The 15,082-nt window shown below is 42.7% G+C and carries 15 protein-coding genes; 4 read left to right on the top strand and 11 right to left on the bottom strand.

Annotated features, from left to right (window positions below; all coding sequences use genetic code 11):
- Window positions 1-42: 42 nt before the first annotated feature.
- From ACYP5M_RS15450 to ACYP5M_RS15480, 7 genes are all read right to left on the bottom strand, one after another.
- Window positions 43-1,227, bottom strand: coding sequence for a NupC/NupG family nucleoside CNT transporter (locus ACYP5M_RS15450; RefSeq protein ID WP_101223930.1), 1,185 nt, complete (start codon window positions 1,225-1,227; stop codon window positions 43-45).
- A gap of 264 nt (window positions 1,228-1,491) precedes the next feature.
- A complete protein-coding gene (locus ACYP5M_RS15455) occupies window positions 1,492-1,941 on the bottom strand; it encodes a hypothetical protein (protein ID WP_459735227.1) in 450 nt (149 codons plus the stop codon).
- Window positions 1,942-2,066: 125 nt separating this feature from the next.
- A complete protein-coding gene (locus ACYP5M_RS15460) occupies window positions 2,067-3,305 on the bottom strand; it encodes a sensor histidine kinase (protein ID WP_459735228.1) in 1,239 nt (412 codons plus the stop codon).
- A 10-nt stretch (window positions 3,306-3,315) separates the two neighbouring features.
- Window positions 3,316-3,987 carry a response regulator transcription factor gene (locus tag ACYP5M_RS15465; RefSeq protein WP_101223933.1) on the bottom strand — a complete coding sequence of 224 codons (672 nt, stop codon included), beginning with the start codon at window positions 3,985-3,987 and terminating at the stop codon, window positions 3,316-3,318.
- 110 nt (window positions 3,988-4,097) lie between these two features.
- Window positions 4,098-5,288, bottom strand: a complete 1,191-nt coding sequence (locus tag ACYP5M_RS15470) for an ABC transporter permease (RefSeq protein ID WP_434168210.1) — start codon at window positions 5,286-5,288, stop codon at window positions 4,098-4,100.
- Complete coding sequence (locus tag ACYP5M_RS15475; protein ID WP_101223934.1) at window positions 5,215-5,955, bottom strand: ABC transporter ATP-binding protein; 741 nt, start codon at window positions 5,953-5,955, stop codon at window positions 5,215-5,217. The genes ACYP5M_RS15470 and ACYP5M_RS15475 overlap by 74 nt, the downstream gene beginning before the upstream one ends.
- Before the next feature lies 1 nt (window position 5,956).
- Window positions 5,957-6,925 carry an efflux RND transporter periplasmic adaptor subunit gene (locus tag ACYP5M_RS15480; RefSeq protein ID WP_101223935.1) on the bottom strand — a complete coding sequence of 323 codons (969 nt, stop codon included), beginning with the start codon at window positions 6,923-6,925 and terminating at the stop codon, window positions 5,957-5,959.
- 273 nt (window positions 6,926-7,198) lie between these two features.
- Between ACYP5M_RS15480 and ACYP5M_RS15485 the strand changes: the two genes are divergently transcribed.
- Window positions 7,199-7,519, top strand: coding sequence for a DUF485 domain-containing protein (locus ACYP5M_RS15485; RefSeq protein ID WP_434169746.1), 321 nt, complete (start codon window positions 7,199-7,201; stop codon window positions 7,517-7,519).
- Between the two features lie 13 nt (window positions 7,520-7,532).
- Window positions 7,533-9,071 carry a solute symporter family protein gene (locus tag ACYP5M_RS15490; RefSeq protein WP_101223936.1) on the top strand — a complete coding sequence of 513 codons (1,539 nt, stop codon included), beginning with the start codon at window positions 7,533-7,535 and terminating at the stop codon, window positions 9,069-9,071.
- A gap of 107 nt (window positions 9,072-9,178) precedes the next feature.
- On the opposite strand, the gene ACYP5M_RS15495 is transcribed toward ACYP5M_RS15490, so the two are convergent.
- From ACYP5M_RS15495 to ACYP5M_RS15505, 3 genes are all read right to left on the bottom strand, one after another.
- Window positions 9,179-9,628, bottom strand: a complete 450-nt coding sequence (locus ACYP5M_RS15495) for a threonine/serine exporter family protein (protein WP_170973997.1) — start codon at window positions 9,626-9,628, stop codon at window positions 9,179-9,181.
- A 16-nt stretch (window positions 9,629-9,644) separates the two neighbouring features.
- A complete protein-coding gene (locus tag ACYP5M_RS15500) occupies window positions 9,645-10,400 on the bottom strand; it encodes a threonine/serine exporter family protein (RefSeq protein ID WP_230176051.1) in 756 nt (251 codons plus the stop codon).
- A 276-nt stretch (window positions 10,401-10,676) separates the two neighbouring features.
- Window positions 10,677-11,483, bottom strand: coding sequence for an alpha/beta fold hydrolase (locus ACYP5M_RS15505; protein ID WP_434168211.1), 807 nt, complete (start codon window positions 11,481-11,483; stop codon window positions 10,677-10,679).
- A gap of 166 nt (window positions 11,484-11,649) precedes the next feature.
- On the opposite strand from ACYP5M_RS15505, the gene ACYP5M_RS15510 reads away from it, so the two are divergent.
- Entirely contained in the window at window positions 11,650-12,918 is a 1,269-nt protein-coding gene (locus ACYP5M_RS15510; protein ID WP_434168212.1) for a dicarboxylate/amino acid:cation symporter, read from the top strand.
- A gap of 114 nt (window positions 12,919-13,032) precedes the next feature.
- Window positions 13,033-13,704, top strand: coding sequence for a lysoplasmalogenase (locus ACYP5M_RS15515; RefSeq protein ID WP_434168213.1), 672 nt, complete (start codon window positions 13,033-13,035; stop codon window positions 13,702-13,704).
- 85 nt (window positions 13,705-13,789) lie between these two features.
- On the opposite strand, the gene ACYP5M_RS15520 is transcribed toward ACYP5M_RS15515, so the two are convergent.
- A complete protein-coding gene (locus ACYP5M_RS15520; RefSeq protein ID WP_459735229.1) occupies window positions 13,790-14,989 on the bottom strand; it encodes a class I SAM-dependent rRNA methyltransferase in 1,200 nt (399 codons plus the stop codon).
- Window positions 14,990-15,082: the final 93 nt, after the last annotated feature.

A 15,082-nucleotide genomic window follows, 5' to 3' on the forward strand; every position in this document is an offset into this window, starting at 1 on the left:
TTAGGAGTAAACCCAAGTGCCCTTTTATTTTAGATTCGTTATTTAAAGTATCACACTTACAATGATCGCTGATAGGATGCTGACAAGAGTCGCACCGTAAAGCAGCTTCAAGCCGAAACGGGCTACAACATTTCCCTGTTTTTCATGAAGTCCTTTGACTGCACCGGCAATGATTCCAATTGATGAGAAATTGGCGAATGAAACCAAGAAAACCGAAACGATCCCTATCGTTCTTTCACTCAAGGCTGCTGATGCGTCCCCTAAGCTCAGCATGGCAACGAATTCATTGGTTACCAGTTTCGTCGCCATGATTCCGCCAGCAGTCACGGTCTCGGAAATCGGTATACCCATGATAAAGGCAAACGGTGCAAAGATATACCCCATGATGTCTTGGAAGCTGATGCCGAAAATCATGTCGAATAAGCTATTGATCCCTGCGATTAATGCAACGAAACCAATTAACATCGCTGCTACAGTGATAGCAACTTTAAATCCATCCATGATATATTCCCCAAGCATTTCGAAGAAAGACTGCTTCTCTGCCCCTTCTTCAACAGGGAGAATATCCTCTTCATCCGTTACGGTATAAGGATTGATAATGGATGCGATGATAAATCCACCAAACATGTTAATAACAATTGCCGTCACAACGTACTTTGGTTCAATCATCGTCATATATGCGCCGACGATCGACATCGATACAGTTGACATCGCTGATGCACAAAGCGTATACATGCGAGATGGCGGAATGGCACCGAGTTGTTTTTTCAAGGTTATGAAAACCTCGGATTGGCCCACTATTGCTGATGCTACCGCATTGTAAGATTCCAATTTACCCATTCCATTCACCTTACTTAGAAGGAATCCAATCCACTTCATGATGAACGGAAGGATCTTGAAGTGCTGTAAAATCCCGATTAATGCTGAGATGAATACGATAGGAAGAAGGACATTTAAAAAGAAAGGCGACGCTCCTTCGTTCACAATCCCGCCAAATACAAAGGTTATCCCTTCATTTGCCCATTCTAAGAGTTTTCCGAAACCATCGGCAATCGAATTGATGATCACTAAGCCAAACTTCGTGTTTAATAATAAATAAGTTAAAATAAGCTGAATGACCACCATGAGGATGATCGGTTTAATTTTAACTTTCTTCCGGTCACTGCTGGCTAAGATAGCTAGTCCAAAAACAATAAGCAGTCCTAAAATTGCAATCAGAAATTTCATATATTCTGCCTCCACTAAGGGTGAATTTAATGTTCGTGCATTAATAGTAGGATACCCTCAAAAAATTTATGCAAACGTTTTCTCTTTCATCCAAAATACATGTACGTACCTCTCCAGAAGTCTATATTAAACTAATATTTTTTTAAGTGCAATTATTATTTCCCTTTTTAAAATAACAATTAGTGACAATAAGCGTTTCGTGAATTAAAAAAGAAGGCTCCCCATCGAAGGGAACCTTCTCTTTCCTTAAATAGTTTCGACTATTTAGGCAGCTGTTTTTCTGGATATCATGGTTGTCGTTAATCCAGCGCCTCCAATTACAAAGATGATGATGGATGCGGCCAAGCCACCTGCCCCCTGGTAAAAGTCGATGAATTTCCCTGCAAAAGAGTCTCTGCCTTGGAAACCGCCACCGCTTGGCATCTCCCCTGGAGTCCCGGAACCATTTGGCCCTCCTTGTGGAGTGCCCTGCGTATCATTAGATGCCGTTTCCGTAGATGAATCATCGGTCGCCGTACTGCTATTAGCCGATTCTTCCGTATCATCCGTTTCTGTTGTGTTGCGATCGGCAGGCTGACCCATCACCGCCTGTCGGTTCATGGGTTCAGTGCCGCTGCCATCCACATACATCATGATCCCGATGACTGCTTGGGCCATTAAAAGGATAGAAGCCAATATTCCAACCAAAAAGTGTAACTTGCCAAGTCTTTTCATTAATGATTCCCCTCCGAAAATAACTGTATTTATAAGATGATTATCTAAAAAGACCCTTAACTTTTCCTTAAGCAACAAGGAAAAAATTAAGGGTCTTTTACTATTGGATGACTTCTTAAGGCGGATTAATTTTTCCTTTGATTTCTCGGAAAAGTGATTTCGAAACGGGTGCGTTCATTCAGTTCACTCGTAACCTTGATGTTCCCTTGATGTGTGTTTACAATCCATTTGGCTATGGATAGACCTAAGCCTGAGCCTTCATTTGCTGAACGGGATTGCTCCACTTGATAAAAACGGTTAAAAATCAAGGGGAGATCTTCCTGCGGAATGCCTTTTCCATTATCCTCCACAGTAAGAATGATGGAAGAAGCATTCTTGATGCAGGATAGGGAAATCTTCCCGCCTTCCTCGGTGAATTTCATGGCATTATCCACCAATATCACCAACAGCTGATGAATTCTCTCTTTATCACCATGAAACACCACCTGTTCGGGAGCATGGCTAATGATTGATTTTTCTTGAAAAGATGCTATATCCGTATACTGTTCCACGATATCCATAAGTAAGTCATCAAGGAAAAAGTTTGATTTCTTAACCTCCATTTGATTTGAATCCGTTCTGGTCAAGGTCAAAAGTCCGTTTACAAGCTTATTCAATCGCCGGACTTCTTTCGAAATGATGGATATATCAACGGCTTTTTCCTCGATTGTCGCGTTCGGTGATTGAAACAGCAAATCAGCCCGCGATTGAATGACAGCAAGAGGCGTTCTAATTTCATGCGAAGCATCCGAGACAAACTGCTGCTGCTGATCCCAGGATTTCTTGACCGGGATCAAAGCCCGTCCTGCCAGAAGATAGCCTGCGCCAACCGCCACTAGACTTCCAATTCCTCCACCAACAAACAATATGAGCAGCAAGCGATCGAGCATTTCCTTTTCTGTATCCACATTCCTGATGAATTGTACGGCCATCTCTCCATACCCCGTATCGACCTGGGTGGAAAGGGCCCGATACGTGTATCCATTCACTGATATTTCTTCAATGTCATCAAATGTTTTAGGGAAAAATTGTTGTTCATTGACCTTAAAAAAATTGTCTACACTCAGTCTTGGCTCAATGATCGTATCATCCGGTCCCCAAACGATGACACTTGGCCCCGGACCTAAGAGAAACTCACCTTGCGGACGTCCGCCTGGCATGCCGCCATTATTGAAATCCCTGTAATCCTTTATAAGTGAATCATTTACATCCTTATAGATCTGGTCTTCCGTATAGAAATAAATCGTTCTGCTTAATATGGCTATTAAGACAATAAAGACGATAGAATTCAATAATGTTAGTTGAAGCCGTGTTTTTTGGAACATAATGATCCCCTTATGGTTGTTTTAGCATATAACCAATACCGCGTACGGTTTGAATATCTTTATGATAATTGAAAGGTTCCAATTTTTTTCTAAGGTGATGGATGAACACTTCGACAATGGCAATCGTCGTATCTGAATCAAACCCCCAAATACGGTCGAAAATTTGCTCACGGGTCAATATTTTCCCATTATTTTGAATTAGGTACTCCAGTAATTCAAACTGTTTCAAGGTCATTTTAATGACCTTTCCATCAACTAAAATATCCTTTTCCTTTTCCAGCAGTTCAATACCACGGTATTTTACATGCTGCGCAAGCGATATAATGCCGCTCCTTCGAAGCAGGGCACGAATCCTGGCCTTAAGTTCCGGTGCCTGGAACGGCTTGACTAAATAATCATCGCCACCCATTTCCAATCCTTTGACACGATCCTCAAGAGCATCTTTTGCCGTCAAAAACAAGACACTTGTATCGATTTTTGCGTCCCTGATTTTCCGTACGATTTCAAATCCATCGATTCCCGGAAGCATTACATCCAAAATGATGATATCGTATATACTTTGCTGAGCCATGAATAGCCCATCTTCCCCATTGTCTGCTGTATCGACTTCATATTCATCAGTCAGAATCTGTCGGATCGATTCTAATAATGAAACATTATCCTCTACCACCAAAACCTTCATTCAGGGTACCTCCCAGCCGCTTCAATTGTGATATATATGTTGATTTTATCCTTTTTCATATGCAAAAGAAAGCGGGCTTTTAATCGCCTGCTTTCTCTCAAATTGTATGTTCATTCGTGACGCAGTGCTTGAATTGGATTTAACCTGGATGCCTTATTGGCAGGAAATACACCAAATATTATCCCGATTAAAATGGAGAATAAGAAGGCAAACAATGTCACCGACCATGAATAACTAATCGTTAAGCTTGAAAAAGCTGAAATCAATTTTGCGATTCCCAAGCCAATTCCAACTCCCAACAGTCCTCCGAAGCAGCTCAAGACCATCGCTTCAATTAAAAACTGAAGAAGGATCGATTTCCGATTTGCCCCAATTGCTTTTCTAATCCCGATTTCCTTCGTCCTCTCCGAGACGGAAACCAGCATGATATTCATGATCCCGATTCCGCCTACCAGTAACGAAATACTCGCAATACCGCCAAGCATGAGTGTGAACGTGTCCGACACGGAGCTCATTGTATCCATCAGATCTTCTTGATTGGACACCGAATAGTTATCACTCTGTTCCGGGAATGATGTGGTCATCGTACCTTGTACCTGGTACATCGCCCTATCTATGATATTCTCGTTCTCCGCTTTTAAATAGACGGTTCCGATTGTCGTGCTGCCTGTAGCCCTTTCGGCAGTGGTGATCGGGGCAATGATTACATCATCCCCGCTCGATCCCATTGAGGTGCCTACAGATTTCAGCACACCGATCACGCGATAAGAAACGCCGCCGATGAGAACGTTCTGGTCCACGGCTTTTTGATTTTCAAAAAGCGTGGCGGCTGTATCTGATCCCAGGACAACGACCTTGGAGCGTAATTCCGTTTCCATATCCGTCAAAAACCGGCCTTGACTGAGCTCCAGATCCCTGACTGATAAGTAGGATGAAGTTGCACCGGTCATTGAAACCTGTGCCGTAGCTTCTCCATTCTTAGCATAAACGCGTCCAGTGACCACAGGCGCCACTTCCGATATCCCGTTCAGCTCTTTAAACTGTTCAATTGTATCATCCGTCAGCTCCACGGAGTCGGTATCCGTGACACTTACCGTTATCAGGTTCGTTCCCAGGCTATTGATCTCATCCTGAACGGACTGTGAGGAACCCTGCCCAATCGAAACAAGGACGATTACGGAGGCAACTCCAATTATGATCCCAAGCATGGTTAAAAATGCTCTGACTTTATTGGTTTTGATACTGCGTATAGCCATCTTCATAGATTCGCTCAGGTTCAATCCAATCACCTCCGTTTTCAAATAGCTGACCATCCTGTATCCGGACGACACGAGTCGCTTCTTTAGCAACTTCCAAGTCATGGGTTATAAGAATGATTGTTTGTCCCTTTCCGTTCAATTCTTTCAGCATCTGCAGCACTTCTTTACTCGTTTTACTATCAAGTGCCCCCGTCGGCTCATCCGCCAATAAAACGGGAGGGTTACCGGCAAGTGCCCTTGCAATCGCAACTCTTTGCTGCTGTCCACCCGACAGTTGGGTCGGCAGGTGATTCTTCCGGTCACTCAGGCCGACCATATCAAGGCATGCATTGGCCACTTCCCTTCTTTCCTTCACGCTTGCCCCTCTATAAACCAGGGGAAGTTCGACATTCTCCAACGCTGTCAGTTTTGCCAACAGGTTGAAATTTTGAAAGATAAATCCGATTTTAATATTACGAATGGCAGCCAGCTCATTATCCTTCATCTTTTCCACTTCTTTTCCATCGAGAAGATATTCACCTATGTCAGGCTTGTCAAGGCAGCCAATCATATTCATGAACGTCGATTTCCCTGATCCGGAAGGACCGATGATTGAAATGAAATCGCCTTTATCGATTGTAAGACAGACATCTTGAAGGGCGTTGACCGTTTCACCGCCTAATTCATAAGATTTAGACATGTTCTTAATTTTTATGATGGGTTTCGCCATTTTACTGACCTCCCTTGCCACTCGGCATTCCGCCACCGCTTGGCATCCCGCCGCTCGGAACTCCGCTGCCGCTCTGCATTCTTATTTCGCCTCCTTGGCCTCCCCTCATTCCTTCGCCGCCACTGCCAGTGGAGCTTTCATTGATGGTGATGGGCAAGGAAACGAACTGTCCCTCTTCAAGACCCGAAGTTATTTCAATATACTTATCGTTGCTGATCCCAGTCTCAACCACTTTTTTTGTACTGGCAGCTCCTTCAGTTGTACCGGATTGTTGTATATTCACATATTTCTCTTCACCTTCAATTTGGACTGCTTCAATCGGAACATATAAAGCATCTTTTACACTATTCGTCAAAATGCTCACCTCAGTCGACATCCCAATTTTTATATCGCCGGGTTTGTCAATTTTGATAGTGACATCGAACGTAGAAACTCCATTCTCATATGTACCTTCCTTTGCTACACTGGTCACTTCACCCGTAAACGTTTCATCTTCAAAAGCACTGGCTTTAATTTCAACTGTTTGTCCTTTTTTAACACTTGGAACATCCAATTCATCAACACTGATCGTGGTTTTCAATTTTTTATAATCCGTAACATGTGCCACCACTTCACTGCTTGATACGCGATCTCCTTCTTCTACATCCAATGTTGTCACGGTACCATCGAATGGTGCCGTTATCGGGTCACTTCCATCCGTGAAGGTAATGAGTTCATCGCCTTTCTCAACCAATTCATTCTTCGCTACAAGGACTTCATCCACTTCATCCGTTACCGAGGAAGTGATGTCCTCACTATTGATTGCGGCGACCGATCCGGAACCGCTTATTTGAACTTCAAGATCTCCCTTTTCAACTGTAGCCGTCACCGACTTTGCAATTACAGGCTCAGCATTGTCCTTCATGAAAAACCAAACGCATCCACCAATCGCAAGAACTAAAACCGTGCCTATCATTATCAACTTTTTCATCACTTTTCTCCTTTCAGATTTCCTTCATTGAAACCAGTATCGTGAAAGAAGCTTAACTTTTCCTTAATGGCCATGTGTTTGATATCAATCAGCAAGCAGCTTTTGCTTGTACGTAACAATAAAAAACTATGTCGAACGAAAAATGGTTTATTTTCAGCATTTAAATTTACAATATATTCTGAAAAATATATACTGATACTGTTATCGGAAATTGGTAATGAAAACCAAATCAATGATGATGAAGGGGGAACCAACTTGGCATCAAACGATTCAATCGCTAAGGAAACCGAGGTAAGCGCTTCCACGGACTACACCAAGATCGTCCAATCACAATCTTTTCAAGAACTCTTAAGGAAAAAACGCAATTTCATCGTCCCGCTATCCATCTTTTTCATGGTCTTTTATTTCACCCTACCCATACTAACTTCCTATTCTAAAGTTCTTAACTCCTATGCTTTCGGGGCAATCAGCTGGGCCTGGATCTTTGCCTTCGCTCAATTTATCATGACCTGGACATTATGCATCCTCTATTCCAAAAAAGCTGCGACATTTGACCGATTAGTAGAAAAAATCGTTAAAGAAGCGAAAGGATAAAGGTGAATTCACAATGAATATACTTGCTTTTATTTTATTTCTAATCATTGTCGGACTAACATTGGTCATTACCTATTTTGCTTCACGGCGCACCAAAACGACCGCGGACTTTTATACGGCTGACAGCAGCCTTACTGGCTGGCAGAATGGCTGGGCCATTGCGGGAGATTATATGTCCGCCGCCTCATTTTTGGGGATAGCTGGCATGGTCGCACTCTCCGGATTTGATGGTTTTTTCTATAGCATAGGTTTTCTCGTTGCGTATCTGGTCGTTCTTTATATCGTGGCCGAACCGCTCCGTAACCTTGGCAAGTATACATTGGCGGACATGATCGCTGCCCGTTTCAATGAAAAGAAAGTACGCGGGGTTGCTGCCCTTAACACCATTTCGATTTCAACCTTTTATATGATCGCCCAATTAGTCGGTGCAGGTGCACTTATAAAACTCTTACTTGGAATTGATTATCTTTACTCCGTCATCATTGTAGGTATTTTAATGACCGTCTATGTCGTATTTGGCGGTATGACGGCCACCAGTTGGGTCCAAATCGTTAAAGCCGTTTTATTGATGGCAGGTACATTCATCATCTCCATCATCGTGTTGGCGAAATTCGACTTTAGCGTGATCGAGATGTTCAAGCAAATGAAAACAGCCACTCCTTTGGGCGGGGATTTCCTCAACCCAGGTAACAAATTCAAGGATCCTTTGGATACTTTATCCCTTAATTTAGCGCTTGTACTCGGTACAGCTGGACTGCCTCACATTCTCATCCGTTTCTTTACAGTGAAAGACGCCATCACAGCCCGTAAGTCCGTAGTATATGCCACGTGGATCATTGGCATCTTTTATATAATGACCATTTTCCTCGGCTTTGGAGCGGCAGCTTTTGTTGGATACGACAAAATCATAGCCGCGAATGCAGCCGGTAATATGGCTGCTCCGCTACTTGCCGAAGCTATTGGGGGTGACTTCCTGTTCGCCTTCGTCTCTGCTGTTGCTTTCGCAACCATTTTAGCGGTTGTAGCAGGTCTCGTCCTATCGGCAGCATCTGCTTTTGCCCATGACTTCTATGGCCACATCATCCGGAAAGGCCAAGCCACTGACAAGGAACAAGTCGTTGCAGCTCGTTGGGCATCCATCGGAGTATCCGTCCTTTCCATCATCCTTGCCTTATTTGCCCAAAACATGAATGTCGCCTTCCTTGTTTCACTTGCCTTTGCCGTCGCTGCCAGTGCCAATCTGCCAATCATTGTCTTCACGGTATTCTGGAAACGTTTTAACACTGCCGGGGCTGTCACGGGCATGATAGTTGGACTGGTCAGTTCTTTATTGCTTGTATTCCTAAGTCCCAATGTCTGGTCACCGGTAGAGGGAGCGGCAATATTCGTTGGGGAGCCATTATTCCCGCTTGCCAATCCAGGCATCATCTCCATCCCGATTGGTTTTATCGCAGCCATCGCCGGAACACTTCTGTCAAGCAAGAAAGCTGATGCCAAAAAATACGACGAAATCTTGGTCACTGCTAACACTGGGATGAAAGATCCCATATAAGCTAGATTTATTATTATTTTAAAATATCAAAAAAAGAAAGGAGATCAGGGTGTTCGACCTGCTCTCCTTTCTTTTTATTCAGAACATATTCATCAGGAATATTCCCGCTAGCTTCTCAATCTTAACTTCCTTCTATTGTACTTAGTTACTAACTGGTTCATGACTTCTGCAAAGATCAGCCCCATCGCAATGGCACCAGCCAGCATGAAGACCTTGGCCGCCAGCTGAACGGCGACATAAAAATCATTTCCGACAAAATGCTTCATCGCATCATATGACAAACCTCCAGGCACTAGGGGGATGATTCCCGATACATTGAAAATCGTAATCGGCGTTTTATACCTCTTAGCAAAATACTGGCTGATGACCGCAACGATAAATGCAGCCGCTAAAGTTGCAATGATGCTGTTTATCTCATTTTCAACCAAAGCAAAGTATAAGATCCACCCCAACATCCCTACGAAACCACATTGAAACAATGAATTTTTTGGTACATTGAAGATGACTCCAAAGGCGGCTGAGGCAATGAAACTGGTAATAAGCTGTGCAATCATCATTCTTCCTCCCCTAAAATCATAAGAAAACAAACGCAGCCGATATTCCTGCCCCAATGGCTAAAGCAGTCAAACCTGCATCCGCACCCTTGGATAGACCCGAAACCAAATGCCCTGCAATTAAATCCCTGGCTGCATTCGTAATTAACAGCCCTGGCACAAGCGGCATCACCGCTCCAATGATTATCGTGTCCAGATGACTTCCAACTCCAATCTGGACAAAGAACATAGCTACTAATCCTACGACTAAAGAGGCGATGAATTCAGCAAAGAAACGAACTTCCAGTAACCAGTGCAAATAAAGCAGGCAAGAGAATCCCATTCCTCCAGCTATACAGGACCAGATGAAATCACTCCACTGTCCTTGGAACATGATTAAAAAGCAGCCGCTCGCTATAAATGCAGCAAAGACCTGTACCCACATGGGATACCCCATCCCGGCCTTTTCGATTTGTTTTAACCGTAAATATGCTTCCTCGGGTGTCATTTCCTTGCTGGAAATGCTTCGGGATATACTGTTAACCAGCGTTACCTTATGTAAATCTGTAGATCGTTGGGAAACTCGGATCAATTTTGAAGCTGGATGCATGCCATCCAGCGAAAAAATAATTCCAGTAGGGGTCGAAAAACTGTGTGATTCACCGCACCCAAACGCTGCAGCGATCCTAACCATCGTATCTTCCACCCTTGATGTTTCCGCTCCGTTCTGAAGCATGATTTTTCCCGCAAGTAAACATACATCTATAATTTCATTGTATGGTAAACGATCATCCATTTTATCCTCTCCATCACTTCCTGCATGAGTTTCTCTCAATAACAGATAACGATCACACCAATTTAAATCCACCTCATAATAGCCCAATTCCTGTGAAAAGGATATAAAAATATTACCTATTTAATTTATCAATTCCATTAACCTTCACTACTATCTTTCTTAGTACCAGTATTCCCTTTATTTCCTGCCAAAACCGTTTAGTTAAAAGAAAATTCAATTATATTCATAATTAAAAGGAATGCAGGCACTGCATCCCCCTTTTCCTATCCTGTACGGCTATACTCCCTTTTGAATGAAGCAATTCACTGTTTCATTAAACAAATCGCTTTCTTCCATAAATGGACAATGACAACTATCTTCAAAGATTACTAGTTTGGAGTTAGGAATGTTTTTATGCAAATGTTCGCCTGCAGCTACAGGAATGACTTTTTCATGCCTTCCAAAACAGAGTAGTGTCGGAATATTGATTTCTGGCAAGAATTCACGATAGTCCACAATCGATTGGTCAAATAGAATGCTACTGGCGATGGATTCCGGCATTTTGGTCACTTCCTTAAGCATCCAGCTTGCATCCTCTGCAGTTAATTCATTGTTGAACATGGAAGCAAGGAAGCTTTGCAAAAACGAGGAACGATTCGTTTGTATTTCAGTCATGAAGGCAATCAACGTATCCATATCAAATGCGCCGATCTTGAAATCGGGCCACTTGAAATCAGATGCCAATTCATCCACAATCACGGTTGAATGAATATTTTCCTCACCGAATTGCTTAAGATACTCCCAGACGACAAATGCCCCCATCGACCAGCCTACAAGTATGACATCCCTTAATCCCAGTTCAACTATGAACGCATGAAGATCTTTTGCATAAACGGAGACCGTATTTCCGTAATGTACATGATTTGACTGGCCATGGCTTCTTAAATCAAGTAAGATCGTTCTATATTTTTCTGAAAAGTACGGAAGCTGCCTTTTAAAGAACCGGCTGCTCATCCACACACCATGGATAAAGATAATCGGTTTCCCATGTCCCTTTTCTTCATAAAATAACCGAACGCCTTCTTCCACCTCAATAAATGCCATTCTATCCCTCCTTCTTGATATTTTCACCATTCATTCCCCATTATTATTTATTGCATTTCTTCTTTTAACATTCCTTCCTATAAAAATATATTGTCAAACCTGATTTTAGAGTTGATAATGAAGTATATTTTTATTGATATCTTCATCCTGAAAGGACGGAATTTTAATGAAGAGTTTTATCAAAAACTATCGATCCTCTTTAATACTGCTCACTGCCATTATTATCGGCGGGATAGCGGGTGTAGTTTTCGGGGATAAAACCTCGATCATACAGCCTCTAGGGGACTTATTCTTAAATCTGATGTTCACGATCATCGTGCCATTGGTATTTTTCAGCATTGCTTCAGCGATTGCCAATATGAGCGGAATGAAGCGTCTCGGAAAAATCATGGGAAGTATCGTTCTCGTATTCCTGACAACAGCCGCTTTGGCTGCCGTCATTGGATTTATTGGGACAACCATTGTCAATCCGTTGGAAGGCACAGATACGACAGCCATTAAAGAACTGATGGAAAACAGTTCCCCTGAAGAGACCATAGAAGAAGTATCTTTCTTCAGTCAACTGGTCAACACGGTAACCGTTTCCGATTTCCCAGAACTGTTCTCCAGAAGCAATATGCTTCAGCTTATCGTTTTCTCAGTACTAATCGGACTTTCCACTGCACTGGTCGGTGAGAAAGCAAGACCGATTACTGAGTTTTTGACAGCGGGTACAGCTGTCATGATGAAGGTCGTCAAAATCGTGATGTACTATGCTCCAATTGGACTTGGTGCTTATTTTGCGGCGATTATCGGGCAGCTTGGGCCGCAGATTTTAGAAGGCTATGCTCGCACTTTCATTCTTTATCTAGTCTTGGCCTTGATTTATTATTTTGGCTTCTTCACTTTGTATGCCTTTATCGCAGGCGGGAAAGATGGAGTTAAGTTATTTTGGAAAAATGCCCTGACACCATCCATTACAGCCATCGCCACTTGTTCTAGTGCCGCTTCCATTCCAGTCAATCTGGAATCGGTCAAGAAAATGGGCGTGCCTAAGGATATAGCGGAGACTGTCATCCCACTCGGAGCCAACACTCATAAAGATGGTTCGGTATTCGGCGGGGTATTGAAAATCGTTTTCCTATTCAGCTTATTTGGAAAGGATATGACAAGTATTTCAAGCATTTTAAGTATACTTGCTGTTGCCTTTTTGGTTGGAGCTGTTATGGGTGCCATTCCTGGAGGCGGCATGATTGGGGAAATGCTGATTCTTAGTGTTTTCGGCTTCCCTGTGGAAGTCCTGCCTATCATTGCCGTTATATCAACAATCATCGATGCTCCCGCTACACTGCTTAACTCAACAGGAAACACGGTTTGTGCCATGCTTGTCACAAGGCTTGTTGAGGGGAAAAACTGGTTAAAACAAACTTTCGTTAAAGAAAACTCAGCTGTATGATTCTTATAACTGACTGGCTCCTGGTTAAACAGGAGCCAGTTTTTTCATTTTCACGACTTTTGACAAGGGGTTCCTTCCCCTTACATAGAATTAAAGATTGAAGGAGGGAATGGAATGTTAATGAAATGCCTACCTGCCGCAATCCTTATCACGGGACTAGCATATATTTTTCTTATACCGGAAGAGCCTTTGATCATCAAAATACTGTTCAAGATACTCCCCATGTTATTGATTTTGCTCTACGCCCGGACAAATGTGAGAAGACGGGATCGTTACCAATCCTTAATCTTTCTTGGTTTATTCTTTTGCATGCTTGGAGATGGTTTGTTGATTTGGTTCGTCATCGGGCTTTCCGCCTTCTTGATCGGCCACCTTTTCTATATTACGGCATTCTTTGGACTATGGAACTTTTCATGGCTCCGATTTGCGACGATTGTTCCGATTAGCATTTACTCCACTTGGATTAGCCGTGAAATTGTACATTCGTTAATTGAAAAAGGTGAACATAACCTCATCATCCCTGTGATCTGTTATGTAACGGTCATCTCCCTCATGGGCTGGGCGGCATTTATGACCGGAAATACGGCCGCAATCATCGGCGGGGTCCTATTCGTGATTTCCGACTCCATTTTATCTTGGAACAAATTTATCGATGATGTTGCCTATTCTGGCCCAATTATCATGCTTACCTACTATGCAGCCCAGTTTTGCATCGCTAACAGCATTCGCATGAAACCTTCCTTTCATTTATCGAAAGGTTTGAAAAGTGAACGGCCTATCCAGTGAATCTGAATGTCCAATCGTTCCACATGAAACATTTATATTACAAAAAAAGGCGTTCACAGCCCTGCTTGAACTGTGACGCCTTTATTTAACCTTTAATTTTCTTAATGAAGACTACTTTTAAATAATCCCCTTCCTTATATTCCCTTATCGTTTTAAAATCAGCCGGTAATGAGAATTCTTCCATGATCTCATATTTTCCATTCATTTCCTTAAAAGCAACATCAATGAAGCTCTTGAATTTTTTCATGTCAAACGTACTGCAATTAGTTGAGGCGATAATGATCCCATTGTCTTCCGTAATGGAAATGGTATCCTTCAATAGATTGGCATAGTCTTTCCCGGCACTGAAAGTAAACTTCTTCGATTTGGCAAAGCTGGGCGGATCGAGGATGACCATTTCAAATTTCAAAGCCTTCTTCACTGCATATTTAAAATACTTGAAAACATCCATCACCACGATATTGTGAGCTTCGGGATCTATTCCATTCACACTGAACTGCTCGATCGTCTTTGGTAAACTGCGATTCGCCAGGTCGACACTAGTTGTTTTAACAGCACCGCCTAAAGCGGCAAACACGGAGAATGCTCCCGTATAGGAGAACATATTCAACACGGTTTTCCCTTTTGCGTATTCATCCCGGATTTTCCTTCTGACATCGCGTTGATCAAGGAAGACACCGACCATTGCCCCATCATTCAGATAAACAGCAAAATGGACTCCATTCTCCTTTACAAGAAGCGGAAATGCCGGCTGTTCGCCCATGACAAAATCGTCTTCATCCACGTACTGCCCCTTTGTATCAAAGCGTTTCTTCTGATAAATCGATTTGACCTCGACCGTTTCCTGCAATGCCTTAATGATGTAGTCCTTAAAGGAATATATCCCTTTGCTATACCAGCTAATGACATAGTGACCATCATAATGATCAATGATTAAACCGCCAATTCCATCACCTTCCCCATTAAACAAGCGGAAAGCTGTAGTCTCCCCATCTTCAAAAAAAGACTTTCGGAATTCATATGCTGCCTGGATTTTGCCGTTGAAGAAGGATTGATCGATCTTTTCATTTTCTCTTCGGGTCAATACCCAGCCATAGCCCTTATTCTGTTTACCATAATAACCTTTTGCCAGAAAGCGGTTGTTTTCATCCACCAAACGCACCAAGGACCCCTCTTCCTGAAGGTCATTAAGGTTGGCTATCGACTCTTTAACAATCAAGGGAAAACCCTTGGCGATTTTACTCACGAACTTAGCTTTCACTTTTATATCGATTTCTTTTACCATCTATATCATCCTATCTATGCAATTGCTTTCCTCCCCATTTTACCCTAATCCCTTTATAAATAAAAACCAGCCCGGTTCCTTAACCAGGCTGGT

Source organism: Peribacillus sp. N1, assembly GCF_054600815.1.

What these genes read in the sequence shown, in the direction of transcription:
- ACYP5M_RS15505 (WP_434168211.1), bottom strand. Translation starts at nt 11,483, where the DNA reads ATGGCATTTATTGAGGTGGAAGAAGGCGTTCGGTTATTTTATGAAGAA.
- ACYP5M_RS15460 (WP_459735228.1), bottom strand. Translation starts at nt 3,305, where the DNA reads ATGTTCCAAAAAACACGGCTTCAACTAACATTATTGAATTCTATCGTC.
- ACYP5M_RS15510 (WP_434168212.1), top strand. Translation starts at nt 11,650, where the DNA reads ATGAAGAGTTTTATCAAAAACTATCGATCCTCTTTAATACTGCTCACT.
- ACYP5M_RS15500 (WP_230176051.1), bottom strand. Translation starts at nt 10,400, where the DNA reads ATGGATGATCGTTTACCATACAATGAAATTATAGATGTATGTTTACTT.
- ACYP5M_RS15465 (WP_101223933.1), bottom strand. Translation starts at nt 3,987, where the DNA reads ATGAAGGTTTTGGTGGTAGAGGATAATGTTTCATTATTAGAATCGATC.
- ACYP5M_RS15450 (WP_101223930.1), bottom strand. Translation starts at nt 1,227, where the DNA reads ATGAAATTTCTGATTGCAATTTTAGGACTGCTTATTGTTTTTGGACTA.
- ACYP5M_RS15490 (WP_101223936.1), top strand. Translation starts at nt 7,533, where the DNA reads ATGAATATACTTGCTTTTATTTTATTTCTAATCATTGTCGGACTAACA.
- ACYP5M_RS15480 (WP_101223935.1), bottom strand. Translation starts at nt 6,925, where the DNA reads ATGAAAAAGTTGATAATGATAGGCACGGTTTTAGTTCTTGCGATTGGT.
- ACYP5M_RS15495 (WP_170973997.1), bottom strand. Translation starts at nt 9,628, where the DNA reads ATGATGATTGCACAGCTTATTACCAGTTTCATTGCCTCAGCCGCCTTT.
- ACYP5M_RS15520 (WP_459735229.1), bottom strand. Translation starts at nt 14,989, where the DNA reads ATGGTAAAAGAAATCGATATAAAAGTGAAAGCTAAGTTCGTGAGTAAA.
- ACYP5M_RS15515 (WP_434168213.1), top strand. Translation starts at nt 13,033, where the DNA reads ATGTTAATGAAATGCCTACCTGCCGCAATCCTTATCACGGGACTAGCA.
- ACYP5M_RS15475 (WP_101223934.1), bottom strand. Translation starts at nt 5,955, where the DNA reads ATGGCGAAACCCATCATAAAAATTAAGAACATGTCTAAATCTTATGAA.
- ACYP5M_RS15455 (WP_459735227.1), bottom strand. Translation starts at nt 1,941, where the DNA reads ATGAAAAGACTTGGCAAGTTACACTTTTTGGTTGGAATATTGGCTTCT.